General features: G+C 68.4%; 25 protein-coding genes. 8 read left to right on the forward strand and 17 right to left on the reverse strand.

Features of this window, described 5'->3' with window-relative positions; translation table 11 throughout:
* Positions 1 to 7: 7 nt before the first annotated feature.
* From macB to QTI51_RS09875, 10 genes are all read right to left on the reverse strand, one after another.
* Positions 8 to 2,008, reverse strand: a complete 2,001-nt coding sequence (gene macB, locus QTI51_RS09830; RefSeq protein ID WP_116907858.1) for a macrolide ABC transporter ATP-binding protein/permease MacB — start codon at positions 2,006 to 2,008, stop codon at positions 8 to 10.
* A gap of 17 nt (positions 2,009 to 2,025) precedes the next feature.
* Positions 2,026 to 3,222, reverse strand: a complete 1,197-nt coding sequence (macA, locus tag QTI51_RS09835) for a macrolide transporter subunit MacA (protein ID WP_116907538.1) — start codon at positions 3,220 to 3,222, stop codon at positions 2,026 to 2,028.
* A 162-nt stretch (positions 3,223 to 3,384) separates the two neighbouring features.
* Positions 3,385 to 3,888 carry a disulfide bond formation protein B gene (locus QTI51_RS09840; protein ID WP_116907537.1) on the reverse strand — a complete coding sequence of 168 codons (504 nt, stop codon included), beginning with the start codon at positions 3,886 to 3,888 and terminating at the stop codon, positions 3,385 to 3,387.
* Entirely contained in the window at positions 3,885 to 4,982 is a 1,098-nt protein-coding gene (locus QTI51_RS09845; protein WP_116907536.1) for a sulfate/molybdate ABC transporter ATP-binding protein, read from the reverse strand. The genes QTI51_RS09840 and QTI51_RS09845 overlap by 4 nt, the downstream gene beginning before the upstream one ends.
* A gap of 88 nt (positions 4,983 to 5,070) precedes the next feature.
* Positions 5,071 to 5,964 carry a sulfate ABC transporter permease subunit CysW gene (gene cysW / locus QTI51_RS09850; RefSeq protein ID WP_116907535.1) on the reverse strand — a complete coding sequence of 298 codons (894 nt, stop codon included), beginning with the start codon at positions 5,962 to 5,964 and terminating at the stop codon, positions 5,071 to 5,073.
* 1 nt (position 5,965) lies between these two features.
* Positions 5,966 to 6,853 (reverse strand): sulfate ABC transporter permease subunit CysT, encoded by an 888-nt coding sequence (gene cysT, locus QTI51_RS09855; RefSeq protein WP_116907534.1) that lies wholly within the window; start codon positions 6,851 to 6,853, stop codon positions 5,966 to 5,968.
* Complete coding sequence (locus QTI51_RS09860; RefSeq protein ID WP_116907533.1) at positions 6,854 to 7,879, reverse strand: sulfate ABC transporter substrate-binding protein; 1,026 nt, start codon at positions 7,877 to 7,879, stop codon at positions 6,854 to 6,856. It abuts the gene before it with no gap.
* Entirely contained in the window at positions 7,876 to 8,451 is a 576-nt protein-coding gene (locus QTI51_RS09865; protein WP_116907532.1) for an RBBP9/YdeN family alpha/beta hydrolase, read from the reverse strand. The genes QTI51_RS09860 and QTI51_RS09865 overlap by 4 nt, the downstream gene beginning before the upstream one ends.
* A gap of 20 nt (positions 8,452 to 8,471) precedes the next feature.
* Positions 8,472 to 9,113 (reverse strand): peroxiredoxin, encoded by a 642-nt coding sequence (locus tag QTI51_RS09870; protein ID WP_116907531.1) that lies wholly within the window; start codon positions 9,111 to 9,113, stop codon positions 8,472 to 8,474.
* Between the two features lie 154 nt (positions 9,114 to 9,267).
* Positions 9,268 to 10,173, reverse strand: coding sequence for a LysR family transcriptional regulator (locus tag QTI51_RS09875; RefSeq protein ID WP_116907530.1), 906 nt, complete (start codon positions 10,171 to 10,173; stop codon positions 9,268 to 9,270).
* 115 nt (positions 10,174 to 10,288) lie between these two features.
* On the opposite strand from QTI51_RS09875, the gene QTI51_RS09880 reads away from it, so the two are divergent.
* Positions 10,289 to 11,140 carry an SDR family oxidoreductase gene (locus tag QTI51_RS09880; protein WP_286515876.1) on the forward strand — a complete coding sequence of 284 codons (852 nt, stop codon included), beginning with the start codon at positions 10,289 to 10,291 and terminating at the stop codon, positions 11,138 to 11,140.
* A 6-nt stretch (positions 11,141 to 11,146) separates the two neighbouring features.
* On the opposite strand, the gene QTI51_RS09885 is transcribed toward QTI51_RS09880, so the two are convergent.
* Positions 11,147 to 12,061 carry a LysR family transcriptional regulator gene (locus QTI51_RS09885; RefSeq protein ID WP_116907528.1) on the reverse strand — a complete coding sequence of 305 codons (915 nt, stop codon included), beginning with the start codon at positions 12,059 to 12,061 and terminating at the stop codon, positions 11,147 to 11,149.
* Positions 12,062 to 12,192: 131 nt separating this feature from the next.
* On the opposite strand from QTI51_RS09885, the gene QTI51_RS09890 reads away from it, so the two are divergent.
* Together QTI51_RS09890 and gnd are read left to right on the forward strand one after the other, a co-directional pair.
* Complete coding sequence (locus QTI51_RS09890; RefSeq protein WP_116907527.1) at positions 12,193 to 12,840, forward strand: FMN-dependent NADH-azoreductase; 648 nt, start codon at positions 12,193 to 12,195, stop codon at positions 12,838 to 12,840.
* Positions 12,841 to 13,041: 201 nt separating this feature from the next.
* Positions 13,042 to 14,085 carry a phosphogluconate dehydrogenase (NAD(+)-dependent, decarboxylating) gene (gnd, locus tag QTI51_RS09895; RefSeq protein WP_116907526.1) on the forward strand — a complete coding sequence of 348 codons (1,044 nt, stop codon included), beginning with the start codon at positions 13,042 to 13,044 and terminating at the stop codon, positions 14,083 to 14,085.
* Between the two features lie 36 nt (positions 14,086 to 14,121).
* Here the strand turns inward: gnd and QTI51_RS09900 are convergent, their stop codons facing one another.
* The 4 genes from QTI51_RS09900 to QTI51_RS09915 form a co-directional block, all read right to left on the reverse strand.
* The gene (locus QTI51_RS09900) at positions 14,122 to 14,676 is read right to left on the reverse strand and encodes an NADPH-dependent FMN reductase (protein ID WP_116907525.1); all 555 of its coding nucleotides are present in this window, start codon (positions 14,674 to 14,676) and stop codon (positions 14,122 to 14,124) included.
* 81 nt (positions 14,677 to 14,757) lie between these two features.
* Positions 14,758 to 15,489, reverse strand: coding sequence for an amino acid ABC transporter permease (locus QTI51_RS09905; protein ID WP_116907524.1), 732 nt, complete (start codon positions 15,487 to 15,489; stop codon positions 14,758 to 14,760).
* Positions 15,480 to 16,202, reverse strand: a complete 723-nt coding sequence (locus tag QTI51_RS09910; protein WP_116907857.1) for an amino acid ABC transporter permease — start codon at positions 16,200 to 16,202, stop codon at positions 15,480 to 15,482. The genes QTI51_RS09905 and QTI51_RS09910 overlap by 10 nt, the downstream gene beginning before the upstream one ends.
* 70 nt (positions 16,203 to 16,272) lie before the next feature.
* A complete protein-coding gene (locus QTI51_RS09915; RefSeq protein WP_116907523.1) occupies positions 16,273 to 17,106 on the reverse strand; it encodes an ABC transporter substrate-binding protein in 834 nt (277 codons plus the stop codon).
* A gap of 302 nt (positions 17,107 to 17,408) precedes the next feature.
* On the opposite strand from QTI51_RS09915, the gene QTI51_RS09920 reads away from it, so the two are divergent.
* From QTI51_RS09920 to yjjJ, 4 genes are all read left to right on the forward strand, one after another.
* Positions 17,409 to 18,308 carry an aliphatic sulfonate ABC transporter substrate-binding protein gene (locus tag QTI51_RS09920; RefSeq protein ID WP_286515875.1) on the forward strand — a complete coding sequence of 300 codons (900 nt, stop codon included), beginning with the start codon at positions 17,409 to 17,411 and terminating at the stop codon, positions 18,306 to 18,308.
* A 13-nt stretch (positions 18,309 to 18,321) separates the two neighbouring features.
* Positions 18,322 to 19,536 (forward strand): N-methyl-L-tryptophan oxidase, encoded by a 1,215-nt coding sequence (solA, locus tag QTI51_RS09925; protein WP_207786612.1) that lies wholly within the window; start codon positions 18,322 to 18,324, stop codon positions 19,534 to 19,536.
* Positions 19,537 to 19,603: 67 nt separating this feature from the next.
* The gene (gene panE, locus QTI51_RS09930) at positions 19,604 to 20,536 is read left to right on the forward strand and encodes a 2-dehydropantoate 2-reductase (RefSeq protein ID WP_116907521.1); all 933 of its coding nucleotides are present in this window, start codon (positions 19,604 to 19,606) and stop codon (positions 20,534 to 20,536) included.
* 126 nt (positions 20,537 to 20,662) lie between these two features.
* On the forward strand, positions 20,663 to 21,988 hold the full coding sequence (gene yjjJ, locus QTI51_RS09935) for a type II toxin-antitoxin system HipA family toxin YjjJ (protein ID WP_116907520.1): 1,326 nt from the start codon (positions 20,663 to 20,665) through the stop codon (positions 21,986 to 21,988).
* 27 nt (positions 21,989 to 22,015) lie between these two features.
* Here the strand turns inward: yjjJ and QTI51_RS09940 are convergent, their stop codons facing one another.
* Entirely contained in the window at positions 22,016 to 23,374 is a 1,359-nt protein-coding gene (locus QTI51_RS09940) for an NAD(P)/FAD-dependent oxidoreductase (RefSeq protein ID WP_116907519.1), read from the reverse strand.
* Positions 23,375 to 23,628: 254 nt separating this feature from the next.
* Here QTI51_RS09940 and QTI51_RS09945 point away from each other — a divergent pair, with 254 nt between their 5' ends.
* On the forward strand, positions 23,629 to 24,630 hold the full coding sequence (locus tag QTI51_RS09945; RefSeq protein ID WP_286547606.1) for an alpha/beta hydrolase family protein: 1,002 nt from the start codon (positions 23,629 to 23,631) through the stop codon (positions 24,628 to 24,630).
* 41 nt (positions 24,631 to 24,671) lie between these two features.
* Here QTI51_RS09945 and QTI51_RS09950 read toward each other — a convergent pair whose 3' ends face one another.
* Positions 24,672 to 26,603, reverse strand: a complete 1,932-nt coding sequence (locus QTI51_RS09950; RefSeq protein ID WP_503011498.1) for a family 2A encapsulin nanocompartment cargo protein cysteine desulfurase — start codon at positions 26,601 to 26,603, stop codon at positions 24,672 to 24,674.
* Between the last annotated feature and the right edge of the window lie 32 nt (positions 26,604 to 26,635).

The following is a 26,635-nucleotide window of genomic DNA, read 5'->3' on the forward strand; positions in this document are numbered from 1 at the left end:
GTTCACGCTACTCACGCGCCAGCGCCTCGATCGGGTCCAGCCGCGCCGCATTGCGCGCCGGCAGGTAGCCGAACAGCACGCCGATCAGCGACGCGCACAGAAATGCCGACACCACGGCCCCCAGCGAAAAGATCATTTGCCATTGCTTCACGAACACCGAAAACAGAAAGCTGATGCCATACGACAGCGTCACACCGATCAACCCGCCCACCAGGCACACCAGCACCGCCTCGGTGAGGAACTGCTGCAGCACGTCGCTTTGCCTCGCGCCCACGGCCATGCGAATGCCGATCTCGCGGGTGCGCTCCGTGACCGACACCAGCATGATGTTCATCACCCCGATGCCGCCCACCACCAGCGAGATGACCGCGATGAGCGACAGCAGCAGGGTCAGCGACTGGCTCGTGCGCTCGGCCGTCTTCACGATGCTGTCCATGTTGAAGGTGAAGAAGTCCTTGCCGCCGTGGCGCAGGGTCAGCAGCTTCACGATGCTGTCTTCCGCGGCCTTGGTCGGCTGGTCGTCGCGAATGCGCACGGTGATGTTGTCGAAATGCTGCTGGCCGAAGAGCCGGCTCGCGCCGGTGCTGTACGGCAGCCAGATGTTGAGCGACTTGTTGTCGCCGAACACCGTCTTCTTGTCCTGCGACACGCCGATCACCGTGCAAGGCAGGTTGCCCACCAGGATGATCTTGCCGACCGCCTCGGTGCCCTCGGGGAACAGCTTGCGCCGCGTGTTCTGGTCGATCACCACCACCTGCGACTGGTGGCGCACGTCGCTCGCCGTGAAGGCCGCGCCGCTGGTCATCTGCATGTCGCGCACCCGGAAGAAGGCGTCGCTCACGCCGTTCACGGTGCCGTTGATGTCCACGCTGCGGTAGCGCAGGCGCACGCTGCGCGAGGTGGCGGGCGTCACGCTGTGCACATAGGGCTGCGCCGCGATGGCGTCGAGGTCGGCGGGTATCAGCGTGCGAATGCTCTGCGCCTTGTCGTCGCCGAAGTCGCGGCCCGGGTACACGTCCAGCGTGTTGGTGCCGATGGCCCGGATGTCCGACAGCACGAAGCGCTTGGCGCCCTCCCCGATGGCCACGATGGACACCACCGAGGTGATGCCGATGACGATGCCCAGCATGGTGAGCGCGGTGCGCATGCGGTGCGCCATCATCGAGCGCCAGGCCATGCGGAAGGCCTCCGCGAAGCGGGCCCAGCCGGTGCTAAAGCGCGCGATGCCGAGCTTGGGGCGGGTCATCGCCCCGGGCGCGGCTGCGTCGCTTTGCGAGCCTTGCACGCCTTGTCCGTCCTGCGCGGGCGCGGCCACGGTCGGCACATTGGGCCGGTCGCCCACGATCTCGCCATCGGCGATCTCGATGATGCGTTCGGTGCAGCTCGCCACCTGCATGTCGTGCGTCACGATGATCACCGTGTGGCCCTGCGCATGCAGCTCGCGCAGGATGCCGATCACCTCCTGCCCGCTCTTGCGGTCGAGGGCGCCGGTCGGCTCGTCGGCCAGGATGACCTCGCCGCCGTTCATCAGCGCGCGCGCGATGCTCACGCGCTGCTGCTGGCCGCCCGAGAGCTGGCTGGGCCGGTGCTCGGTGCGGTCGCCCAGGCCCAGGCGCGCGAGCAGCTGCCGCGCGCGCGTGTCGCGGGCCTGCGCGTCGGTGCCGGCGTACACGGCGGGCACCTCGACGTTGCCGGTGGCCGTCAGGTGCTGCATCAGGTGGTAGCGCTGGAAGATGAAGCCGAAGTGCTCGCGCCGCAGCTCGGCCAGCGCGTCGCTGTCGAGCGTGCCCACGTCCTGGCCCGACACGGTGTAGGTGCCGGTGCTCGGCCGGTCGAGGCAGCCGAGGATGTTCATGAGCGTCGACTTGCCCGAGCCCGAGGCCCCCACGATGGCCAGCATTTCGCCGTGGCCGATGTCGAGGTCGACGTCTTTCAGCACCTGCACCTCCTGCTCGCCCGAGGGAAAGCTGCGGCCGATGCCGCGCAGCGCGAGCAGAGGTTGCTTCACGGGCACCGTGGCGTCCGTCACGGGCGCTTGCCCTTCGGCCCGCCGCCATCCCCACCACCGCCACTACCGCTGCCGCCGCCACCGCTGTCATTGCGGTCGCCCACGGCCGACGGGTCGCCCGTGATGACCGTGTCGCCCTCCTTCAGCCCTTCGAGCACCTGCGCCTGGAAGTTGTTGCTGATGCCCACGCGCACCTTGCGCGTGTCCACCGTCTGGTCGGCCTTGAGCACGCGCACGTCCTGGCGGCCTTCCGTGTCGCGCGCGCCCAGCGCGGTGAGCGGCACGGTCAGCGCCTGCTTCGCCTCGCCCAGAAGAATGGCGACCTGCGCCGTCATGTCGACGCGCAGCGTGCGGTCGGGGTTGGGCACGTCGAACAGCGCGTTGAAGAACACGGCGTTGTTGATCTTCTCGGGCGACGGCTGCACCGCGCGCAGCGTGCCGTGGTAGCGCTTGTCGGGGTCGCCCAGGATGGTGAAGTACACCGGCTGCCCGGGCTTGACGCGCACCACGTCGGCCTCGGACACCTGCGCCTTCACCGTCATGGTCGACAGGTCGGCCAGCTTCATCAGCGTGGGCACCTGGAACGCGGCCACCACCGTCTGCCCTTCGAGCGTGCTGATGGACACCACGTCGCCGTCGATGGGCGCGACGATGCGCGTGTACGACAGGTTGGTCTGCGCCGAGGCCACGGCCAGCTTCTGCTGGCGGATCTGCGCCTCCAGCGACACGGCGTCGGCGCGCAGCGCACGCAGCTCGGCGTCGGCGCTTTCCATGTCCTGCCGTGCCGCGGCGTCCTGCGCGAGCATGTCCTGCTGGCGGGTCCAGGTGAGCTGGGCCTGCTTCACGCGAACTTCCTTGGCGAGCTTCTGCGCTTGCAGGTTCTCCAGCTTGGCCTGCTCCTGCGCGAGCGTGTTCTGCGAGATGACGGGGTCGATCTCGGCGAGCCAGTCGCCCTTTTTCACGGTCTGCCCCAACACCACCTTCAGCGACTTGAGCTGGCCGCTGACCTGCGCGCCCACCTCCACCTGCTTGAGCGCCTGCAGCACGCCCGTGGCGAGCACGGCGTTCTCGAGGTCGGTGCGCTGGACCGTGGCGGTGAGGTAGTCGGTCTTCTTGGGCGGGCTGAACCAGAACAGGGACAGCAGACCCAGGGCCACCACGGCGACGAGGCCGTAGACGAGCTTGCGCGAGCGCCGCTTGGGGGTGTTTTGCATGCAGTGAGGATGAAGTGAAACGCCGCTGGCGCGCACGGGGTGCGGCAGCGGCTTTCATCCTAGCGGCGGTTCCTGAAGGTCCCCTAAAGACAGGGGCGGCATCGGGGCATTGCGCCCGATGCCTTGGAGATCAGCGGGGCATCGCCCCCGATGCGCTGAAGCTCAGCGGGCCCGGCGCGAGCGCACCAGCAGCGTGAGCAGCATCAGCGACAGCACCACGAACGCGATGAACGACCAGTTCGCCAGCGTCAGGCCGAACAGCGTCCAGTCGATCTTCGAGCAGTCGCCGCCGCCGCGGAAGATCATCGGCAGCGCGCGCTTCAGCGGAAAGGTCTCGATCATTCCGTATAGGTCGCGCCCGCAGGACACCACCTCCGGCGGGTACCACTGCAACCAGCTCTGCGAGGCGGCCGTGTAGGCACCGCCGATGGCCGCCACCAGCGCCAGCACGCTGCCGGTCACCTGCAGCGCACGGGTGCGGAAGATGGCGGCCAGCCCGGTGAAGAGCGCCACCAGCACCAGCGCATACCGCTGCACGATGCACATGGGGCAAGGCTCGAGCCCGACCACGTGCTGCAGGTAGAGCCCGAAGGCCAGCATGAGAACGCAGGCCAGGCAGATCAGCCCGAGCGCGCGGCGCGGCGCGCCGAAGTACCAATCGATCAAGGAGACACCCAATCTTCTTCTACGAACACCCTGGCCTTGCGTGGGTTGGCGACGACGGTGTCGCCTTCCTTCAAGCCCAGGTCACGGAACTGTTGCGCAGGGAGTTGCGCCTCGATGATGGTTCCGGAGCCCGGATTATCTGGATTCGATTCGGTGGGTTCAAGTTCCAGCCGCGCGGTGGGTCCGACCACGATCGCGCGCGAAAGCGTGGCGACGATGCCCGAGGCGCCCGGCACGTAGCGTGTCACATCGATGTCATGCGGGCGCACGTAGGCGCGCGCCTTGGCGTCGCGCGCGCCGCTGTGCTCGGGCGAGTCCAGGCGCATGCCGTCGAGCTGCACGGCGCCGTTGTCGGCCCGGCCGTGGAACAGGTTCACGTCGCCCAGGAAGCCGTAGACGAAGGGGCTGGCCGGCTGGTCCCACACCTCTTGCGGCGAGCCGACCTGCTCGATCTGCCCCTTGTTGATGACCACCACGCGGTCGGCCACCTCGAGCGCCTCTTCCTGGTCGTGCGTGACGAAGATGGAGGTCACGTGCAGCTCGTCGTGCAGGCGGCGCAGCCAGCGGCGCAGTTCCTTGCGCACCTTGGCGTCGAGCGCGCCGAAGGGCTCGTCCAGCAGCAGCACCTTGGGCTCCACCGCCAGCGCGCGGGCGAGCGCGATGCGCTGGCGCTGGCCGCCCGAGAGTTGCGACGGGTAGCGGTCGGCCAGCCAGTCGAGCTGCACCAGCTTGAGCAGGTCTGTGACCTTGGCCTTGATCTGCGCGTCGCTCGGGCGTTCCTTGCGCGGCTTCACGCGCAGGCCGAAGGCCACGTTCTCGAACACGGTCATGTGGCGGAACAGCGCGTAGTGCTGGAACACGAAGCCCACCTGCCGCTCGCGCACATGCACGTCGGTGGTGTCCTCGCCCGAGAAAAGAATGCTGCCGGCGTCGGCCGTTTCCAGCCCCGCGATGATGCGCAGCAACGTGGTCTTGCCGCAGCCCGAGGGACCGAGCAGCGCGACGAGCTCGCCCGACTCCACGTCGAGGTTCACGTCGCGCAGCGCGCGGAAGTCGCCGAACTGCTTGCTGATGTTGCGGATTTCGATGCTCATGGATCTCTGCCTGTGTGTTCTTCTGGTCACTCCCTCTCCCCTTGGGGAGAGGGTCGGAGTGAGGGTTGTCGCCTCACCCAGGGGCTTTTCAAGCCGCCGTGGGCCGCTCGGGCGGCAGTTCCGCAATGGCCTTCATCTCGCGCTCGTGCCGCCATTCGATGACCGACTTGATCACCAGCGTCACCAGCGCAAGGATGGCCAGCAGCGAGGCCACCGCGAAGGCGGCCACCGACTGGTATTCGTTATAGAGCACTTCCACATGCAGCGGCATGGTGTTGGTCTGGCCGCGAATGTGCCCCGACACCACCGACACCGCGCCGAACTCGCCCATGGCGCGCGCGTTGCACAGGATCACGCCGTACAGCAGGCCCCACTTGATGTTCGGGAGCGTCACGCGCCAGAAGGTCTGCCAGCCGGTCGCGCCCAGCACGATGGCGGCCTGCTCCTCGTCGGTGCCCTGCGCCTGCATCAGCGGAATGAGTTCGCGCGCAATGAAGGGAAAGGTCACGAACACGGTCGCCAGCACGATGCCGGGCACGGCGAAGATGATCTTGATGTCGTGCTCGGCCAGCCAGGGGCCGATCCAGCCCTGCGCACCGAACACCAGCACGTAGATCAGGCCCGCCACCACCGGCGACACCGCGAACGGCAGGTCGATCAGCGTGGTCAGCAAGGCCTTGCCGCGGAACTCGAACTTGGCCACGGCCCAGGCCGCAGCCACGCCGAACACCAGGTTCAGCGGCACCGCGATGGCGGCCGTGATGAGCGTGAGCCGGATGGCGCTCCACGCATCGGGCTCCTTCAGCGCGTCGAGGTACGCCGAGAGGCCCTTGCGCAGCGCCTCCGTGGCCACGGCGGCCAGCGGCAGCACGAGGAACAGGAACATGAACGCGAGCGCGATGCCGATCAGCGTCCAGCGCACCCAGGGTGCTTCGGTGGTGCCGGCCTTGGCGCGGCGAATGGTCTTGGAAGGTGCGCTCATGTCAGGCTCCAGACCTGCGGCGTTGCCATGCCTGCAGGCCGTTGATGACCAGCAGCAGCACGAACGAAATGACCAGCATCACCAGCGCCACGGCGGTGGCACCCGCGTAGTCGTACTGCTCCAGCTTGCCGATGATGATGAGCGGCGTGATCTCCGAGATCATCGGCATGTTGCCGGCAATGAAGATCACCGAGCCGTACTCGCCGATGGCACGCGCGAAGGCCATGGCAAAGCCCGTGAACAGTGCCGGCGCGATGGCCGGGAAGATCACCTTGGTGAAGGTCTGCAGCCGCGTGGCGCCCAGCGAGGTGGCGGCTTCTTCGAGCTCTTTCTCGGTGTCTTCGAGCACCGGCTGCACCGTGCGTACCACGAAGGGCAGCCCGATGAAGATCAGCGCAATCACGATGCCCGCCGGCGTGAACGCCAGCTTGATGCCGTGCGGTTCCAGCAGCTGCCCGATCCAGCCGTTGCCCGCGAGCAGCGCGGTCAGCGAAATGCCGGCCACCGCCGTCGGCAGCGCGAACGGAAGGTCGACCAGCGCATCGACGATGCGCTTGCCCGGAAACTTGTAGCGCACCAGCACCCAGGCCACCAGCAGGCCGAACACGGCGTTGACGAGCGCCGCGATGAGCGAGGCGCCGAAGGTCAACCGGTACGAGGCCATCACGCGTGGCGCGGTCACCGCCACCCAGAACTGGTCCCAGGTCAGCGTGAAGGTGCGAAACACCAGCGCCGACAGCGGGATCAGCACGATCAGGCTGAGGTAAAGAATGGAGAAGCCGAGCGTGATGTGGAAACCGGGCAGCACGCGCTTGGCGCCCCCTGCCCGGTTGGCACGCGAAAAAGGCGCTCCCGCGGACGGGAGCGCCGAAGGAACAGCGCCGCTCATTTACTTCGCGCCGGGCGTGTAGAGCTTGTCGAACTGGCCGCCGTCGTTGAAGTGCACCTTCTGCGCTTCACCCAGGCTGCCGAACAGTTCCTGCACCGTGAACAGCTGCAGCGGCTTGAACGTGGCGGCGTACTTCTTCAGCACGGTCTGCGAGCGCGGGCGCAGCGCATGCTTGGCCGCGATTTCCTGCGCTTCTTCGGAGTACAGCCAGTCGAGGTAGGCCTTGGCCAGCTCGCCGGTGCCCTTCTTGGCGGTCGTGCGCTCGACCACGGCCACCGGGTTCTCGGCCACGATGCTGATCGACGGGTACACCGAGTCGACCTTGCCGGTGCCGAATTCGCGGTCGATGGAGACCACTTCGGATTCGAAGGTGATCAGCGCGTCGCCGATGTTGCGTTGCAGGAAGGCGGTGGTCGCGTCGCGCCCGCCGCGTGCCAGCACCGGCACGTTCTTGAACAGTTTGCCGACGAACTCGGCGGCTTGCGCGTCGGTGCCGCCCTTCTTCTTGATGTAGCCCCAGGCAGCCAGGTAGGCGTAGCGGCCGTTGCCGCCGGTCTTGGGGTTGACGATCACGACCTGCACGCCGGGCTTGACCAGGTCGTCCCAGTCCTTGATGCCCTTGGGGTTGCCGTTGCGCACCAGGAACAGCATGGTCGAGGTGGTGGGCGACGCGTTGTCGGGGAATTTCTTGGGCCAGTCCTTGGCGACCACGCCGGCGTTGGCCAGGAAGTCGATGTCGGTGGACGTGTTCATGGTGACCACGTCGGCGTCGAGGCCGTCGGCCACGGCGCGCGCCTGGGCGCTGGAGCCGCCGTGCGACTGGTCGATCTTGACGTCCTTGCCGGTCGCCTTCTTGTAGTGCGCCACGAAGGCCGCGTTGTAGTCCTTGTAGAACTCGCGGGCCACGTCGTACGAGGCGTTCAGCAGCCCCGTGCCGGACGTACCTTGGGCGAAGGCGGTGCTGCCTGCAAGTGCGGAGGACGCCAGCGCGAGCACGGCGACGAAGGTCTTGATTCTGGAAGTCATGTGATTGCCAAGGTTTCTGAAAAATCACGGCCCGCCGACCAGGCGGCGGGCTCGTCGGTCAACGATTGCAGCAGGGCCAGGCCGAGCGGCCAGTCTCCATGCCCCGAATCGATGTTGATGTGGCCCGCATTCTGCATGCGCACGAACTCGCTGCCCCAGGCGCGCGAATATGCACCCGCCAGGCGAATGGGGCAAAACGGGTCGTTGCTGCTGGCCACCACGATGCTGCGGTACGGCAGCGCGGCATAGGGAACCGGCGCGAAGTCGGACAGCACCGCGCGGCGCTCGGGGTCGGCCGGCGCCACCAGCAGCGCGCCCTGGATGCGTGCCGCCGCGGCGCTCGGCAGGTGCGCCGTGGCAATGCAGCCCAGGCTGTGCGCGGCGATCACCACCGGCCCGGGTGTTTCCATGACCAGCTTGGTCAGCGCCGCCACCCAGGCGTCGCGCTTGGGCGAGGCCCAGTCGTCCTGCACCACCCGCGCCGCGCCCGGAATGCGCGCCTCCCACAGGCTCTGCCAATGGCCGGGCCCGGAGTCGCGCCAACCCGGCACGATGACTACGCGGCTTTGCATGACGACGCTGCCCAGCCCGCTTACTTGTTCGGCTGCGGCGTGATGCGCAGGTAGGGCTTCACGGCCTTGAAGCCCTTGGGGAAGCGCTCGGCCAGCTCGGCCGGGTCCTGGATGCTCGGCACGATGACCACGTCGTCGCCGTCCTTCCAGTTCACGGGCGTGGCCACCTTGTGGCTGTCGGTGAGCTGCAGCGAGTCGATCACGCGAATGATCTCGTCGAAGTTGCGGCCGGTCGACGCGGGGTACGTGATGGTCGTGCGAATGACCTTCTTCGGGTCGATGATGAACACGCTGCGAACGGTGGCCGTGGCCGAGGCGTTCGGGTGGATCAGGTCGTACAGGTCGGCCACCTTGCGGTCGGCGTCCGCGATGATGGGGAAGTTGACCGTGGTGTTCTGGGTCTCGTTGATGTCCGAGATCCATTCCTTGTGCTTGGTGGCCGGGTCCACGCTCAGCGCGATGGGCTTCACGCCGCGCTTGGCGAACTCGCCCGACAGCGCCGCGGTCTTGCCGAGTTCGGTGGTGCACACGGGCGTGAAGTCGGCCGGGTGCGAGAAGAACACGACCCACGAATCGCCGGCCCACTGATAGAAGTCGAGGGGGCCTTCGCTGGAATCCTGGGTGAAATTGGGGGCGGTGTCGCCGAGTCGAAGAGTTGCCATGGTCGCTCCTGGATGGATGGGAGCCTCGGATTGTGCGAACCATCGCTTCAATGCCAAACGAATATCTGCTTGTTTGGATATGACGTTTTTCGCATAAAGGAACCGCCAACGCGCCCGATCGGCAGGCGCCCCGCCTGGCTGGCCAGCCGGCCGATCAACCCGGCAGCGCCGCCATCCGCCGGGCCATGTCGATGAACACCCGCAGCTTCAGTTGCGACTGCGAACGCTCCGGAAAGTACAGGTACAGCCCCGAATCGACCGGAATGTACGGCTGGAGGAAGGTTTCGAGCAAGCCTTGCGCCACCGCCCGGCGCGACTCCTGCGTCGAGACAAAGGCCAGGCCCAGCCCTTCGACCGCGCAATCGACCAGCATCTGCCGGTCGTTCAGCACCAGCCCGCCCTTGGTCTCGACCAGGAAGTCGCGCTTGCCGCGGCGAAAGCTCCAGCGGTGCAGCGCGCCGGAGCCGGCGAAGCGGTAGTGCAAGGCCTCGTGGCGCACCAGGTCTTCCGGTACTTTCGGTCGTTCCCTGCCCTCGAAATAGCGCGGCGCGCCCACCACCGACCACGCGATCTCGGGCGTGAGGCGCACCGCCACCATGTCCTTTTCGACCGCCTCGCCCAGCCGGATGCCAGCGTCGAAGCCCGCGCCGACCAGGTCGACGATGGCCTCGTCGAGCGAAATTTCCAGCGACACCTCGGGGTAGGCCCGGCGAAACGCCGGCACCAGTGCGCCGAGGATGGGCTCGACCGCGCCGTGCGGCGCCGTGATCCGCAAGGTGCCCATGGGCCGGTCGCGAAAGCCGACCAGCGCGGCGAAGGCGTCCGAAATTTCGCTCACGGCCGGCCGAAGGCGCAGGAACACGGCCTGCCCCGCCTCCGTGAGCGCCACGCGGCGGGTGGTGCGCTGGAACAGCATCACGCCCTGGCGCGCTTCCAGCGCGCGAATCGCCTTGCTGACCGCTGTGGGCGTCACGCCCAGCGCCAGCGCCGCGCCGGTGAAGCTGCGGTGCTCGGCCACGGCCAGGAAGACGGCGACGCCGTCGAGGGGGTCGATGATCATGCGGCGGATTATCAACTTCAGGTGCAAGACAGATGCACCACAACGGCATTTTTGTTTTCAATGCCGCGTCCTACGATGGGTTTTTCTTCATCCCAACACCCTCGAAGGACCTCGAATGACGACGAAAAACTGGCTCATCACCGGCACCTCCAGCGGCATCGGCCGCGAACTCACCCAGGCCCTGCTCGCACGCGGCGACCGCGTGACCGCCACCGTGCGCAAGGCCGACGCGCTGGCCGACCTGCAGGCGCAACACGGCGAACGCCTGCGCGTGGCCGTGCTCGACGTGACCGACACCGCGGCCGTGCGCCGCGTGGTCGATGCCGCCTTCGCCGCCATGGGCCGCATCGACGTGGTCGTCAGCAACGCCGGCTACGGCCTGTTCGGCGCGGCCGAGGAAGTGAGCGACGCGCAGATCGACCAGCAGATCGCCACCAACCTCGTCGGCTCGATCCAGCTGATTCGCGCGGCCTTGCCGCACCTGCGCGCCCAGGGCGGAGGGCGCATTCTCCAGGTGTCGTCCGAAGGCGGCCAGCTGGCGTACCCGAACTTCAGCCTGTACCACGCGAGCAAATGGGGCATCGAAGGCTTCGTGGAATCGGTCGCGCAAGAGGTGGCGCCCTTCGGCATCTCCTTCACGCTGGTCGAGCCCGGGCCCACGCGCACGAACTTCGGCGGCGGCCTGGTCAGCCCGGCCCCGATGGCGGTCTACGAAGACACGCCGGCCGGCGCCATCCGCCGCATGCTCGCCAGCGGCGAATTCGAATTGACGGGCGACGCGGCCAAGATGGCGCGGGCCATGGCCGATTCGGTCGAGCAGCATCCCGCGCCGCGTCGGCTGGCGATGGGCAGCAGCACCTATGCGTCGATCGGCAACGCGCTGCGCGAGCGGCTCGCCGTGCTGGAGGCCCACAAGGCCGTGACCTTCGCCACCGACATCGACGCTGACGTCGGCACCGACCGCTGAATGCGGTCAGAACATCCGCAGCTCTTCGTTCTGCAGGTGCTCCACCAGGAAGTCGATCAGCCGCCGCACCGCCGGCACCAGCGCGCGCCGGGCAGGAAACACCATGTGCGCCACCACGGGCGAGGGCCCCCAGCCCGGCAGCACCCGCGTGAGCCGGCCCGACTCCACCTCGGCGCGGCACATGTAGTCGGGCAGCATGGTCGCGCCCACGCCGCCCAGCGCGCCGTACTGCAGGGTGACCAGGTCGTCGGCCACGTAGCGCGGGTTGTGGGCGTGCACGTGGATTTCGCCGTTCGGCCCTTCGAGCCGCCATTCGGTACGCCCCTCGCCGTTGGCCGACATGGCCGCCGTCGGCAGCCGGGCCAGGTCGGCGGGCGACTCGATGGGGCCGTACTGCGCCAGCAGGTCGGGCGTGGCCACCAGCACGCCGCGGCTGGTGCCGAAGGTGCGGGCCACCAGCAACGCGCTGTCCTCGATGACCGGGCGCACCCGCAGCGCGATGTCGATGCCCTCCTCGATCAGGTCGACCGGCCGGTTGATGACGCGCATGTCGATGCGCACCGCCGGGTACAGCGCCATGAACTGCGGCATCAGCTGCGCCAGGCCGCTGTGCGACATGGTCACCGGCACGCTCAGGCGCACCAGCCCGCTGGGCTCGGTCTGCACCTGCGCCACCGCCTCGGCGGCGGCCTGCGCCGCGTCGCGCATGGCGGCGGCGTGGCGCAGGTAGATTTCGCCGGCCGGCGTGAGCGACAGGCGCCGCGTGCTGCGCTGCATCAGCTGCACGCCCAGGCGCTCTTCCAGGTCGGCCACGCGGCGCGACAGGCGCGACTTGGGAATGCCCAGCGCCCGGCTGGCCGCCGCGAAGCCGCCGCGCTCGGCCACTTCGGCAAAGAAAACCATGTCGTTGAGGTCTTGCATGCGCTGATTGTCCCGCAAACAGAACGATGAGTGCGATTTTTGGCTACTTATCGACCACTCGATCCAAAAATAGAATTCTCACATCCGCCGGCCAATTGAGCGCCGACAGCCAATACAGAAAGTGATTGATCATGAAGCTGCTCCACATCGACTCCAGCATCCTCGGTGCCTATTCGACCTCCCGCGTTCTCACGGCCGAGACCGTGGCCGCCTGGAAGGCCGCGCACCCCGACACCACCGTCGAGTACCTCGACCTTGCCGTCGACGCGCCCGCGCATTTCAGCGCCGACGCCCTGGCCATCAAGACCGGCCCGCAGGCCGAGCCCACCGAAGCCCAGCAACGCGAGAACGCGCTGTCTGAAAAGCTGGTGAGCCAGTTCCTGGCCGCCGACGTCGTCGTCATCGGCGCGCCGCTGTACAACTTCTCGATCCCGACGCAGCTGAAGGCCTGGATCGACCGCCTGGGCCAGGTCGGCCGCACCTTCAAGTACACCGAGACCGGCCCCGTGGGCCTGGCCGGCGGCAAGACCGTGATCGTGGCCTCGAGCCGCGGCGGCGTCTACTCCACCAGCGACTGGGGCCAGGGCGCTGAACACCAGGAAAGCTACCTGAAGGTCGTGTTCGGCTTCTTCGGCATCACCGACGTGCGCATCGTGCGTGCCGAGGGCGTGGCGATGGGCGACGAGCCCAAGGCCGCCGCGTTCAGCGCCGCGCGCAACGACATCCTGGTGGCGACGGCCGAAGCCGCGAACCAGAAAAGCGTCGCGCAAGCCGCCTGACGCGTTCGCGTCCTTTGCGCGCTTTGCGCTCCGCGCGCACTGTCGTCGAAACGAGCCGCCCCCTGGGGCGGCTTTTTTTCGTCGATGCGAACCGTGCCGGCTCACCCGTGACATACGAACTTTGCGGCGGCGCCATCGCTCAGACCTGAGGCGCCCCCGATTCCGGGGCCGTCGTTTTCCCACACAGGATCGGAGCTCCAGATGCAAATCGGATTGATCGGACTGGGCCGCATGGGCGCCAGCATGGCGCGGCGGCTCATGAACGCAGGGCACGCATGCGTCGTCCACGACCACGACCCGCAAGGCGTCGACCGCCTCGTGGCGCTCGGCGCGCAAGGCGCGGCCTCGCTGGCGCAAATGACGGCGGCCTTGCCGCAGCCCCGAACAATCTGGCTGATGGTGCCCGCGGCCGCCGTGGACGGCGTGCTGGCGCAGCTCACGCCGCTGCTCTCGGCCGGCGACATCGTGGTCGATGGCGGCAACTCCAGCTACCAGGACGACCTGCGGCGCGCCGCCGCGCTGGACGCCCTGGGCATTCACCACGTCGACGTGGGCACCAGCGGCGGCGTGGCGGGGCTGGAGCGCGGCTACTGCCTCATGGTCGGCGGCGCCACGGCGGCGGTGCAGCATCTCGCGCCCGTGTTCGCGGCGCTGGCGCCGGGCGCGGGCACCGCCGCGCCGACCCCGGGCCGCCGCCCCGGCAGCGGCACCGCCGACCAGGGCTGGCTGCATTGCGGCCCGCACGGCGCGGGCCACTTCGTCAAGATGATCCACAACGGCATCGAGTACGGCGTGATGGCCGCCTACGCGGAGGGCTTCAACATCCTGCGCAACGCCAATGTGGGTAAAACCGCCGGCGTGGTGGACGCCGAGACCACGCCGCTGCGGCGCCCTGAGCTCTACCAGTACGACATGAACCTGCCCGAGATCGCCGAGGTCTGGCGGCGCGGCAGCGTGATCAGCTCGTGGCTGCTTGACCTGAGCGCCGCGGCGCTCGCGGCCGATCCGGAGTTGGCGGGCTTCGAGGGCCGCGTTTCCGATTCCGGCGAAGGCCGCTGGACGGTGCAGGCCGCCGTCGACGAGGGCGTGCCGGCGCCGGTGCTCAGCGCCGCGCTGTATGCGCGCTTCAGCTCGCGCGGCGACGGCGGCTTTGCCGACCGCATGCAGTCCGCCATGCGCCACGAGTTCGGCGGCCACGCCGAGAAGGCGGCCGCGGGCCCGGACGAGGTCAGGCCGAAGCCCTGACCGCGTGCAGGCCCGTGCCCGCGTCCGAACTCGTGTTCAGGCCGAGTGCGTCTTGACCCAGGCCACGTACTTGTCCATCCAGCCCTGCAGGAACTTCTTCGAGCCTTCGTTGCCGATGTGCCCCTTGTCGTCGAACAGGTCGTCCTTGGCCTGCAGGAACACTTCGGGCGCGCCCATGGTCGGCACGTCGAGGTAGGCCAGGATGTTGCGCAGGTGCTGCTGCGCCAGCGCGGTGCCGATGGCCCCCACCGACACGCCCAGCACGCCGGCCGGCTTGCCGCCCCAGGCGCTCTGGCCGTAGGGGCGCGACGCGTGGTCGATGGCGTTCTTCAGCACGCCGGGAATCGAGCGGTTGTATTCGGGCGTGACGAACAGCAGGCCTTGCGCCGCCGCGATCTCGGTCTTCAGGCGCTTCACCGCGGGCGCCTGGTTGCCGTCTTCGTCCTGGTTGTACAGCGGCAGGTCGTCGATGCGCAGGTGCTCGAAAGTGAAGTCCTCGGGCGCGAGGTGCGCCAGCGCGAGGGCCAGCTTCTGGTTGTACGAATCCTTGCGCAGGCTGCCGACGAGAACGGCGATGCGGGTCTGGGCCATGGGTGAAGCTCCTTGAGTGGAAAAGTCCGGGGTGAAACCCTGGATGAAAAGGCCGTGCCGGGGTCTGCACGACCACGGCGATTATGCGAACCGCCCATGACCTTTTCCTGCAAGGTTTTTGCGCATTTTTGTACCTGGCCGCATGCGATGCAGCCACGCGTTCGCCAGCCGGTCGAGCCCGGTGCACAGCAGCCAGTAAAGGGCGCCCACCAGCATGAAGATCTCCGCCGGGTAGACCATGGTGCGCGCGTTCACCTGCGAGGCCACGAACGACAGCTCCCCTACCCCCACGATGTAGGCCAGCGAGCTGTCCTTCACCAGCGTGACCCATTGGTTGACGAACGACGGGAGCATCATGCGCAGCGCCTGCGGCAGCACCAGGAAGCGCAGCGTGCCCCAGCGCGTGAAACCCAGCGACAGCCCCGCGGCCCACTGCCCTTCCCCCACGCCGCGGATGCCCGCATGCACCGCATGCGCCAGGTAGGCGCCGCCCACCAGCGACAGCGCGCACATCACCGACAGCACGCCCGGCACGCTGATGCCGAGCGCGAAGGGCAGCAGAAAGTAGGTCCAGAAGATGAGCATCAGCACCGGAATCGCCCGGAAGAAACCCAGCACCAGCGTGAGCGCCACCTTGAGCCCGCCGCGCGCCGTTGCCAGCCCGATGCCGGCGGCCAGCCCCAGCACCGCCGAGGCCACGGCCGAGCCAGCGCTCAGCAGCACCGTGAGCGCGGCGCCGCCCAGCGGCCCCTGCGGGAATGCGCCCCACAGCAGGTACGGCAGGCTCTCCCAGAGCGTGTGGATCACCGCCATGCGGCCTTTCCGGAAACGGGCCTGTGGCCTTTCGCCTGCCGCCGCGCCGCCCATGCGGCCAGCAACTCGATGGCGCCGATGGTCACGATGTACAGCAGCGTCGCGAAGCCGAAGGCCTGGAAGGTCTTGAAGGTCTCGGCCTCCACCTGCCGCGACGCATACGACAGCTCCACCAGCCCCACCGCCATCGCGAGCGAGGTGTTCTTCACGATGTTCATGTACTGCCCCAGCAGCGGCGGCAAGGCGATGCGCAGGGCCTGCGGCAGCACCACCTGCGCGAGCACCTGGGCCTGCGTGAAGCCCAGCGCCGACGCGGCCAGGGACTGGCCGCTCGGCACGCCGCGAATGCCCGAGCGAATGTCCTCGCCCACATAGGCCGCCGCATACAGCGTGAGCCCGACCAGCGCCGACAGCAGTTCGAACGACAGCACGTGCCCCGCATACAGCCACTCGCGCGCGGCCTCGGGCAGCACGGCGGGCGCGCCGAAGTACCAGAAGAAAAGCTGCACCAGCAGCGGCGTGTTGCGAAACAGCGAGACGTAAGCACCGCTCGCACGCAGCCACGCCGCGTGGCTCGACGAGCGGGCCGCCGCAACGACCACGCCCAGCGCCGTGGCGCTCGCCGACACCAGCAGCGACACCCACAGCGTGGTGAGCCAGCCGTCGAACAGCCAGCCGATGTAGCGAGGCGCGAGCAGCTGCTCGCGCAACAGATCGATCAAGACGGGTAGCCCAGGAAAATCGACGAGGCCAGCAAGGCAAGGAAGGCCGAACCCGGCAGCCTCAGTTCGCCGCCACGCGCTGGTCGCCGATCTTCAGCAGGCGCGGCAGCGGCGCCTGGCTGGCGGGGCCGAACCAGGTGTTGTAGATGGCCAGCGCGCGGCCGTTCTTCTCGCTGTCCACCAGCCAGGTGTTCAGCGCCTCGAGCAGCCGCGTCTCGCCCTTGGGCACCGCGGCGCCCAGGTATTCCTTGGACACGGTGATCGCCGGAATCTCGTACTTCTCCTTGTCGGGAATCGCATTCCATTGCGCCGTGAGCTTCACGCCGTCGTTGGTAATCGCCTGCACATTGCCGTTGCGCAGCGCGGCCAGCGCAAAGGGCGAATCGTCGTACAGCACCACCTTGGCGTCGGGGTAGTTCTTGCGCAGGTTCGACTCCATCGTCGTGCCCTTCTCGGTGCCGATGCGAATGTCCTTGATCTGCGCGGCGTCCTTCAGCACGCCCTTCTTCGCCAGGAACTGCTGGCCCACCAGGAAGTACGGCGTGGTGAAGTCGACCGCCTTGGCGCGCTCGTCGGTGATGGTGAAGCTGGCGAACACCACGTCGACCTTGCCCGATGTCAGCAGCGGCACGCGGTTGGCGGGGTTGGTCGGCACCAGTTCGATCTTCACGCCCAGGCTCTTCGCGAACTCGGTCGCCAGGTCGATGTCGTGGCCCACCTGCTTCTTGCTGGCCGGGTCGATGAAGCCGAAGGGCGGGTTGCCGTCGAACGCGGCCACGCGCAGCACGCCGGCCTTCTTGACGTCGTCGAGCCGGTCGGCCCACGCGGCGGGGCCCAGGGTGAGCGAGCCGATGGCCAGCGCCAGGCTCGTGAGGATGAATGTGCTGCGGGTCATGCCTGCTCTTGAAAAGATGGAAAGCCGCGACTCTAGGCAACGCGCCCGCACGCGCCAACGAAGCAAATTCGGCTTGCATATGCACGGCCGAGTTGGGCATGAGCAAATGACGAAAGCTTCGTGGCGCGGAACGGCAGCGGCCCCTAGAGTCGCGGACTTTTGCCTTCGCCATGCACACCTTTTCGCGCACCTCTCGCTTCTCTCGCTCCTCTCGCTCCTCTGACTCGTCGCCCTCCGCGCCCGCCTCCCTGTCCCGCCGCACGCTCGTCCAGGCCGGCACCGCCGCCGCCATCACCGCGGCAGTGACCCCGCTCTTCGCCCAGGCGCGCACCAAGACGCTTCGCATCGGCTACCAGAAGTTCAACACGCTCAACATCCTCAAGGGCACGGGCCAGCTCGAGAAGGCGCTGGCGCCCGCGGGCGTGAAGGTCGAGTGGGCCGAGTTTCTCGGTGGCAGCCAGCTGTCGGAGGCGCTCGCGGCCGGCGCCATCGACTTCGGCCATGCCTCGGACGGCATCGGCGTGTTCCAGCAGGCCAGCGGCAAGGGCCTGGCGTACCTGGCCGCCGAGAGCCCCTACCCCGGCGGCGTCGGCTTCCTGGTGCCGCGCGACTCGTCGATTCGCAGCGTGCGCGACCTGAAGGGCAAGAAGGTGGTCACCGGGCGCGGCTACAACACGCAGTACGTGCTCATCCGCGCGCTCGAGGCGGCGGGGCTGCGCTACGAAGACATCGAGCCGGTGTACATCCTCACGGCCTCCGACACCATCGCGGCCTACCAGTCGGGCAGCGTCGCGGCCATCGGCCTGTGGGATCCGTTCCTGGCGGCCGCGCAACTGGCCACCGACTCGCGCGTGCTGTTCGACGGCACCGGCCTGAGCGGCAACCGCACCTACCACTTCGCGCAGCCGGGCTTCGCGCGCGCCAACCAGGACGTGCTGCGCACCGTGTTCGCCGAGCTGCGCAAGGCCAACGAATGGGCCCAGGCCAACCCCGCCGAAGTGGTCGCCACGCTGGCGCCGCAGCTCAAGGTCGAGCCCAAGGTGCTGGCGCTGGCCACCGAACGGCGGCAATATGGCGTGGTCGCGCTCACGCCCGCCATCGCACAGGAACAGCAAGGCCTGGCCGACGTGTTCGCGCAACTCAAGCTCATTCCCAAACCCATCGAGGTGAAGGACGCCTTTCTCGACCTGAACCTCGTCTGACGCCCGCTTTCACGTGACCCTGTCCACTCACTACGACGTCATCGTCATCGGCCTCGGCGCCCTCGGCGCCGCCACGCTCTACCAGCTTTCGCGACGCGGCGCGCGCGTGCTGGGCATCGACCAGTTCGCGCCGCCGCACGACCAGGGTTCCTCGCACGGCGACTCGCGCATCACGCGCCTGGCCGTGGGCGAAGGCGACGAGTACGTGCCCTTCGTGCAGCGCTCGCACGCCATCTGGCGCGAGCTGGAGGCGCGCACCGGCAAGCCGCTGATGACCACCACCGGCGGGCTCATCCTCGCGCCCGAAGGCCGGGTGGCCGAGCACCACGGCAAGCCCGACTTCGTGCGCCGCACCATCGCCTGCGCGCAGCGCTTCGGCATTGCGCACGAGGTGCTCGACGCGGCCGCCATTCGCCAGCGGTTTCCGCAGTTCCACCTGCAGGGCGACGAGATCGGCTACTTCGAGCACGAGGCCGGCTTCGTGCGGCCCGAGGACGCCATCGGCGCGCAGCTGGCCGTGGCCCGCGCGTCGGGCGCGCAGACGCGCACCGGCGAAAGGGTGCGGGCGGTGGAAGCTACAGGAAGTGACGACACCGTGCGCGTGCGCACCGACACCGCCAGCTTCACCGCCGACCGCGTGGTGGTCGCGGCCGGCGCGTGGCTGCCCGGGTTCCTCGGCCAGCAGGCGCGCGCGGACTGGCAGGCCGACTTCTCGGTGCACCGCCAGGTGATGCACTGGTTCGACACCGGCAGCGCCGCCGCCGACTTCTCGCCCGGGCGCTTTCCCATCTTCATCTGGATGTTCGGCGACGGGCAGGAAGACTACATGTACGGCTTTCCGTCGTCCGACCCGGCGCAGCCCGCGCTCAAGGTCGCCACCGAGCAGTACGTGGCCACGACCACGCCCGACACCATCGACCGCACCGTCAGCCCCGAGGAAAGCGCCGCCATGTACCGCGACCGCGTGGCCGGGCGCTTTCCGCAGATCGGCGGGCGGGCACTGAAGGCACGCGCCTGCATGTACACCGTGACGCCCGACCGCCGCTTCGTCATCGACGCGCTCGACGGCCTGCCCAACGTGCTCGTCGCCTCGGCCTGCTCGGGCCACGGCTTCAAGCACTCGGCCGGACTGGGCGACGCCATTGCCGACCATGTGCTGGGCCGGCAGGGCACGCTCGACCTGTCGCCCTTTGCCCGCGGCCGGCTGCTGGAGAAATCGCCCGCCTGAAGCGCCGCCGGGCGAACAGGGGCATCATCGCGCTCCGTCTTTTTTCCTGATGCATGAGGCAAGCGCGATGAAATTCCTGGTGGTGGGTGCCGGCGCACTCGGTGGTTATTTTGGTGGCCGTCTGCTGGAGGCGGGGCGCGACGTCACCTTCCTGCTGCGGCCGCGCCGCGCGGCGCAACTCGCGAAGACCGGCCTGGTGGTGCGCAGCCCCTTCGGCGACCTCGAACTCCCCGCGCCGAAGCACGTGCTGGCCGACGGCATCGACGGCCCGTACGACGTGGTCGTGGTCGGCAGCAAGGCCTACGACCTCGACTCGACCATGGACTCGTTCGCGCCCGCCGTCGGGCCGAACACCGTGATCCTCCCGCTGCTCAACGGCATGAAGCACATCGACCGCCTGGCCGAGCGCTTCGGCGCGGAGCGTGTGCTGGGCGGCCTGTGCATGATTTCGGCCACGCTCGACGACGAAGGCCGCGTGCTGCACCTCAACGACATGCACGGCCTGAGCTACGGCGAACGCGCCGGTGGCCGCTCGCCCCGCGTGGAGGCCATCGCGGCCCAGTTCGCGGGCGCGAAGTTCGACGCCACGGCCAGCGACAACATCATGCAGGACATGTGGGAGAAGTGGGTCTTCATCGCCTCGGCGGCGGGCCTCACGAGCCTGATGCGCGCGACCATCGGCGACATCGTGGCCGCCGGCGGGCAGGACGTGGCGCTGTCGATCTTCGACGAGTGCTGCGCCATCGCCACGCACAACGGCTTTGCGCCGCGTGCGCCGGCCGTGCAGCGCGGCCGCGCCATCATGACGACGGCGGGCTCGCCGATGACGGCCTCGATGTACAAGGACATCGTGCGCGGCGCGGCGGTGGAAGCCGACCACATCGTGGGCGACCTGCTCGGGCGCGCGGGCGCGGCGCAGGGTGCGGCGCCTTCGGTGCTGCGCACGGCGTATGTGCATTTGAAGGCCTACGAGGCGCAGCGGGCTCGCACCGCGGGTTGAGCCAGGGGCCCGGAGCGACGCCCGCAGGCCGCCAGAGTCACGCCGAGTATCTATTCACAAATCCATTCAATTTCGTGAATTCTCCAATGAAGAATAGAATTATTTATCTATTCACTTTGGTATTCAATGGCGACCTCCTCCGCCGTGCTGGCGCAAGCCGCGCTGGCCTTCATCGAATCGCAGGGCGCCGCCAGCAGCTCTGACATCCAGGCGCGGCTGGGCGTCAGCCAGCCGACGGTGTCGCGCGCGCTGGCACCGCTGCTGCGCAGCGCCGGCATCCTGAAGGTGGGCGCCGCGCGCTCGCAGATGTACGTCGCCCCCCGGCACGTCGAGCGGGTCGGCATCGAAGTCAGCGTCATCAAGATCGACCAGAGCGGCATTGCCGGGCCCTTCGGCCGCATCGTGCCGCTGCAGGGCGGCCGTTGCTGGATGGACGAGCAGGAAGGCCCGAGCGCACTGCACGACGGGCTGCCCTGGTTCCTGTCCGACATGCGTCCCCAGGGCTTCATCGGCCGCGCCTTCGCACACGGCCACCCCGAACTCGGCCTGCCCGCCAACCCCGAGCACTGGACCGACGACGACGTGCTGCAGGCGCTGGTCCTTTGCGGGGAAGACCTGCCGGGCAACCTGGTGGTCGGGGCCGAGTCGTTTCGCCGCTTCCAGTCCATCGCCTCCAAGCCCTTGCCGCAGGCGACCACTGCCGACTACCCCGCCATGGCGGACAGCGCCATGCAGGGCACCTTGCCGGGCTCGTCGGCCGGCGGCGAACAGCCCAAGTTCTGCACCGTGCGCGACGGGCGGCAAGTGATCGTCAAGTTCTCGCCGGCGGGCAACTCACCAGCGGACAAGCGCTCGCGCGACCTGCTCGTGTGCGAACACCTGGCCCTGCGCACGCTGCAGGAGGCCGGCGTGGCCGCGGCCACCACGCGCGTCTTCATCGAAGCGGGCCGCGTGTTCCTGGAGGTCGAGCGCTTCGACCGCACCGCCAGGGGCCGCATCGGCATGGTTTCGTTGATGGCGTACGACGCGCAGCACATCGGCAAGATCGACAACTGGGCCGCCACCGCCAACCGCATGGCTTCGCGCGGACTGATGCGCGCGGACGACGCACAGCGCCTGCGCTTTTTGGAGGCCTTCGGCCGGCTCATCGGCAACACCGACCGGCACTACGGAAACATTTCGCTGCTGATCGACGACGGCAACTGGCGGCTGTCTCCCGCCTACGACGTGCTGCCGACGCTGTATGCGCCCGTCAACGGCGAATTGCCCGCGCGTGAACTGGCAACCAGCGCCGCGGCGGCCACCGTCGACACACTGGGGGAATGGCCCCACGCGCGCCGGCTGGCCCACGTGTTCTGGCAAGCCGTGGCGGCGGACACCCGCGTCACGGCGCCCTTTCGTGCCATTGCGCGGACGAACGCGCAGTTCACCGACGAAACCGCTGCCGGCTGAGCCGGTGACGGCACCGTCGCTGCAGCACTACTCCGACTTCAGCACCGTCTCCCCCTTCAACATGCCCATGTCCCGCACGTTGAACCGGTGCCGCTTCCAGCCGCGCCAGCTGCGGCGCACGTGCGTGAGCGAGATCACGTAGTACAAGAACTTGAACATCCCCAGCGCGCGCCACATCGGCTTGCCGCTGTAGATGTCGCCGGCCAGCAGCGACATCAGGCCTTCCTTCACGCGGAACGGGTTGCCCGGGTACATGAACATGTCGCGGATGGTCGGGTTGGTCGCGCGGTAGATGAACCACGAGTACTCGCGCGGGCCCTTGCGCGTCATGGCCTCGAAGCCCTTGCGCGCCAGCGCCAGCTCGGCCGGCTGGTCGAGCGCGGTGGCCACCAGCTTGGCGCCGTCGAAGGCGCTGGTCATGGCCAGGTACACGCCCGAGGAAAACATCGGGTCGATGAAGGTGAAGGCGTCGCCCAGCATCAGGTAGCGATCACCCGTGGCGTGCGTGCTGGAGTACGAGAAGTTGCCCGTGGCGTGCACCGCGTCGTCGACCAGCGTGGCGTTCTTCAGGCGCTCCACCAGCACCGGGCACAGCGCGATGGTGTCGTAGAAGAACTCCTTCAGCGGCTTGTCGCGCGTCTTCAGGTAGTACGGCCAGCAGACCGCGCCGATGCTGGTGGTGCCATCGGCCAGCGGAATGAACCAGAACCAGCCGTGCGGAAACCAGCAGATGCTGATGTTGCCTTCCTTCTTGCCCTCGAGCCGCTCGGCGTTCGTGAAGTGACCGAAGAGCGCGGTGCTGTTGTGGTCGGCGTTTTTCTGCTTGCAGCGGAATTTGTTGGCCAGCAAGGTGTCGCGGCCGGTGGCATCGACCACGAAGCGGGCGCGCCAGCTGCGTTTGGCGCCGTCGTCCATCTCGGCCTGCACCGTGGCGCCGTCGGCGTCGAAGGCCACGTCGCGCACCTTGCAGCCCTCGATGGCCTGCGCGCCACGGGTGGCCGCGTTGCGGAACAGGATCTCGTCGAGGTCGGAGCGGCGCACCTGCCAGGCGGAGTCGAGCGTCTTGTCCAGGCCCTCGGCAAATTCCACATAGCTGCGGTGCTCGTGCTCGGGCGAGACGAACTCGATGCCGAACTTGGGCATGCCGATCTTCTCGACCTGGTCGCGCACGCCGAGTTTCTCGAACAGCTCGACATTGCCCGGCAGCAGCGATTCGCCGATGTGAAACCGCGGGTGGTGCGCCTTTTCGAGCAGCACCACCTTGCGGCCCTGCTCGGCCAGCAACGCGGCAATGGTGGAGCCGGCGGGGCCGCCGCCCACGACCATCACGTCGCAGGATTCGGTGGTCGGCGGGGAGGCGGAAGAAGAAGCTTGAGGCAGGGACATGCGGTGGCAAGCGTCAGCGTTGGTGAACAGCCGCGAAGCATAGCTCGCCTGGGGCGGGCAAGGCAAAACCGCAATCGCGGCTAAGCCGCGCAGGCCGGCCGGAGGCAAACTCGGCGCCATGCCCGACCACCGGCCCACGCTGGCGCACAACCTGAATTCGCCGCGCCAGGTTTCGCGGGCCGAACTGCGGACCGACCTGCTGATTCCGATCCGCGCGGCGCATTGATCAACCGACCTCATCGACTTGCACACCCATGGCACGCACTCCCATGCCTCTTCGCTTCATCGCCTTCTGCGCAACGGTCTGCGCGGCCTTGTTCCTCTCCACTGCGCCGGTGCAAGGCGCAGGCTTCAGCTTCATCGAAATGCCGGCCGACGCGGCGGGCCCCGCGTTGCGTGGCGCTGTGTGGTACCCGTGCGATGCGCCCGCCACCCCCGTCGCGCTGGGTCCGGCCATCACGCTGCAGGTCGCCAAGGATTGCCCCATGAGCGGCGGGCCGCGGCCCCTGGTCGTGATCTCGCACGGTGCGGGCGGCGCCTTCATCGGTCACCGCGACACGGCCGCCGCGCTGGCCGACGCGGGCTTCGTGGTCGCAGCCATCAGCCATGCGGGCGACAACTTCCAGGACCTGTCCGCGCATGAAGACCTTTCGGTCTTCGTCTCGCGGCCGATGGACATGAAGCGGCTCATCGACTTCGTGCTCAAGCGCTGGCCCGAGCGCATCGACGCCGACCGCATCGGCTTCTTCGGCTTTTCGCGCGGTGGCTACACGGGCCTGGCGCTGGCGGGCGCCATCCCTCGTTTCCGCATCCGCATGCCATGGTGCGAGGCACAGCCCGACATCCGCATGTGCGCGCAGGTGCGCCGCAACGAACTGCCGCCGCAGCCACCCGTGCACGACGCGCGCATCAAGGCGGCGGTCATCGCCGACCCGCTGAGCTTTTTCAACGCCGAGGGTTTGAAGAACGTGAAGATCCCGATCCTGCTCTGGGCTTCGCAGCAAGGCGGCGACGGCGTGCGGCCTGCCGATGTGGAGGCGGTGCGGCGCGGCCTTTCGCCGGCGACCGACTTCCGGGTGCAGCCCGGCTCCGCGCACTCCGCCTTTCTCGCGCCCTGCTCAGCGGCGATGGCGAAGGACCTGCCCGAGATCTGCAACGACGCACCGGGCTTCGACCGCGTGGCCTTCCACGACACGCTGAATGCCGAGGTGGCCGCCTTCTTCAGGCGGCACCTCGGGCAGTCCGGCAGGCCCTGACTTGGCCTTTGATCGGCCTTTGATTAGCCTCTGATCAGGCTTCAGCCCGCGCGCCGCTGGCCCGCCAGCCGACGCACCACCGTCACCAGCCGGTCGATCTCGTCGAAGGTGTTGTAGAACGCCAGCGACGGCCGCACGGTCGTCTCCACGCCGAAGCGCCGCAGGATGGGTTGCGCGCAGTGGTGTCCCGTGCGCACCGCGATGCCTTCGTCGTTCAGCGCATGGCCCACCTCTTCGGTGGTGTAGCCGTCGAGCACGAAGGACATCACGCTGGCCTTGTCGGCCGCAGTGCCGATCAGCCGCACGCCGGGAATGGCGCCGAGCTGCCGCATGCCGTACACCAGCAGGTCGTGCTCGTAGCGCGCGATGTTCTCGATGCCGACCTTGTTCACGTAGTCGATGGCGGCGCCCAGCCCCACCGCGTCGGCGATGTTGCCGGTGCCCGCCTCGAACTTGTTCGGAATGGGCTGGAACACGGTCTTCTCGAAGGTCACGTCGGCAATCATGTTGCCGCCGCCCTGCCACGGGGGCATGTCTTCGAGCACCTCGCGCTTGCCCCAGACCACGCCGATGCCGGTCGGGCCGAACACCTTGTGGCCGGAGAACACGAAGAAATCGGCGCCGATGTCCTGCACGTCCACCCGCATGTGCGAGACCGACTGCGCCCCGTCGACCAGCGCCTTGGCGCCCGCGCGGTGCGCCAGCGCGACGATTTCCTTCACCGGCACCACGGTGCCCAGCGCGTTCGACACTTGCGTGACGGCGACGATCTTCGTGCGGTCGTTCAGCAGCTTGCGGTACTCGTCGAGCAGCACCTGGCCCGAGTCGTCCACCGGAATCACGCGCAGCTTCGCGCCCTTGGCGGCAGCCAGCTGCTGCCACGGCACGATGTTGGCGTGGTGCTCCAGGTTGGACACGATGATCTCGTCGCCCTCGCCCACGTGCTGGCCGCCCCAGCTCTTGGCCACGAGGTTGATGGCCTCGGTGGTGCCGCGCACGAAGATCACCTCTTCGACCTCGGGCGCGTTGATGAACTTGCGCACCCGCTCTCGCGCGCCCTCGTAGGCGTCGGTGGCGCGCGCGGCCAGTTCGTGCGCTGCGCGGTGGATGTTCGAGTTCTCGTGCGCGTAGAAGTACGCGATGCGGTCGATGACCGATTGCGGCTTGTGCGTGGTGGCAGCGTTGTCGAACCACACGAGCTGCTTGCCGTTCACCCGCTCCTGCAGGATCGGGAAGTCGCGCCGCACGGCGTTGACGTCGAACGGCGGGTGCTGGCCGCCGCCGGCCTGCGGCACGGCGTCGGGGCCGCGCGGGTCTGCCTTGGCCGGGGTGACGAAGCCGTTGGGCAGGCGCACCGCATCGACGAAGTAGAACTGCGCGTCGCGGCCGGCGCGGGCAGAGGGCTGCGAAGGCCGAGACTGTGGCGCCACGGGCGATGCCGGCCGGGCCGGGGGCAATTCAAGACCCGCGAACGGATCGTGAATCGTCACTGCGTCGGTCGCGCCCGCCGAGGGATGCCCGTAGCTGTTGTTCAGGAAGTAGAACGGCGAAGCGCCCGCTTGCGATGTTGAATGCGCGACAGGTGCATTCCCCTGCTGCGGCACGCCCAGCACCGAACTGCCCAGGCGCGGCTCGAAGGCCGGCGCCACCGACAGCACCGTGTCCGGCACGCCGTTGCCCGCCACCGCGTGCGGCAGCAAGGCCGGCGCGCGGTTGGCGAGCGAAGGCAGTTGCGTGGGCGACGCGGGCAGCACGTTGGCGCCCGGAATCTGCCCCTGCGGAATCGGCGTGCCCGGCACGCTCGGCCCGAAGCCGGCGGGGCTCACGAGCGGCGAGCCCGGCGGGGCCACGTTGGCGGGGAACTGCGCGCCCGGCACCAGCCCGCTGGCGACGCCGGGAAGCGAGGTCGGCGGGGTACCCGTCAACGCGCCAGGTGCCGTACCCGGCAGTGCGGCGAACATGGCATTCGCCATGCGCGCGAGCGTGGCCGGATCGAACGGCGCCT

Origin of the sequence: Variovorax sp. J22G73 (assembly GCF_030317035.1) — a bacterium.
Lineage (GTDB): Bacteria > Pseudomonadota > Gammaproteobacteria > Burkholderiales > Burkholderiaceae_C > Variovorax.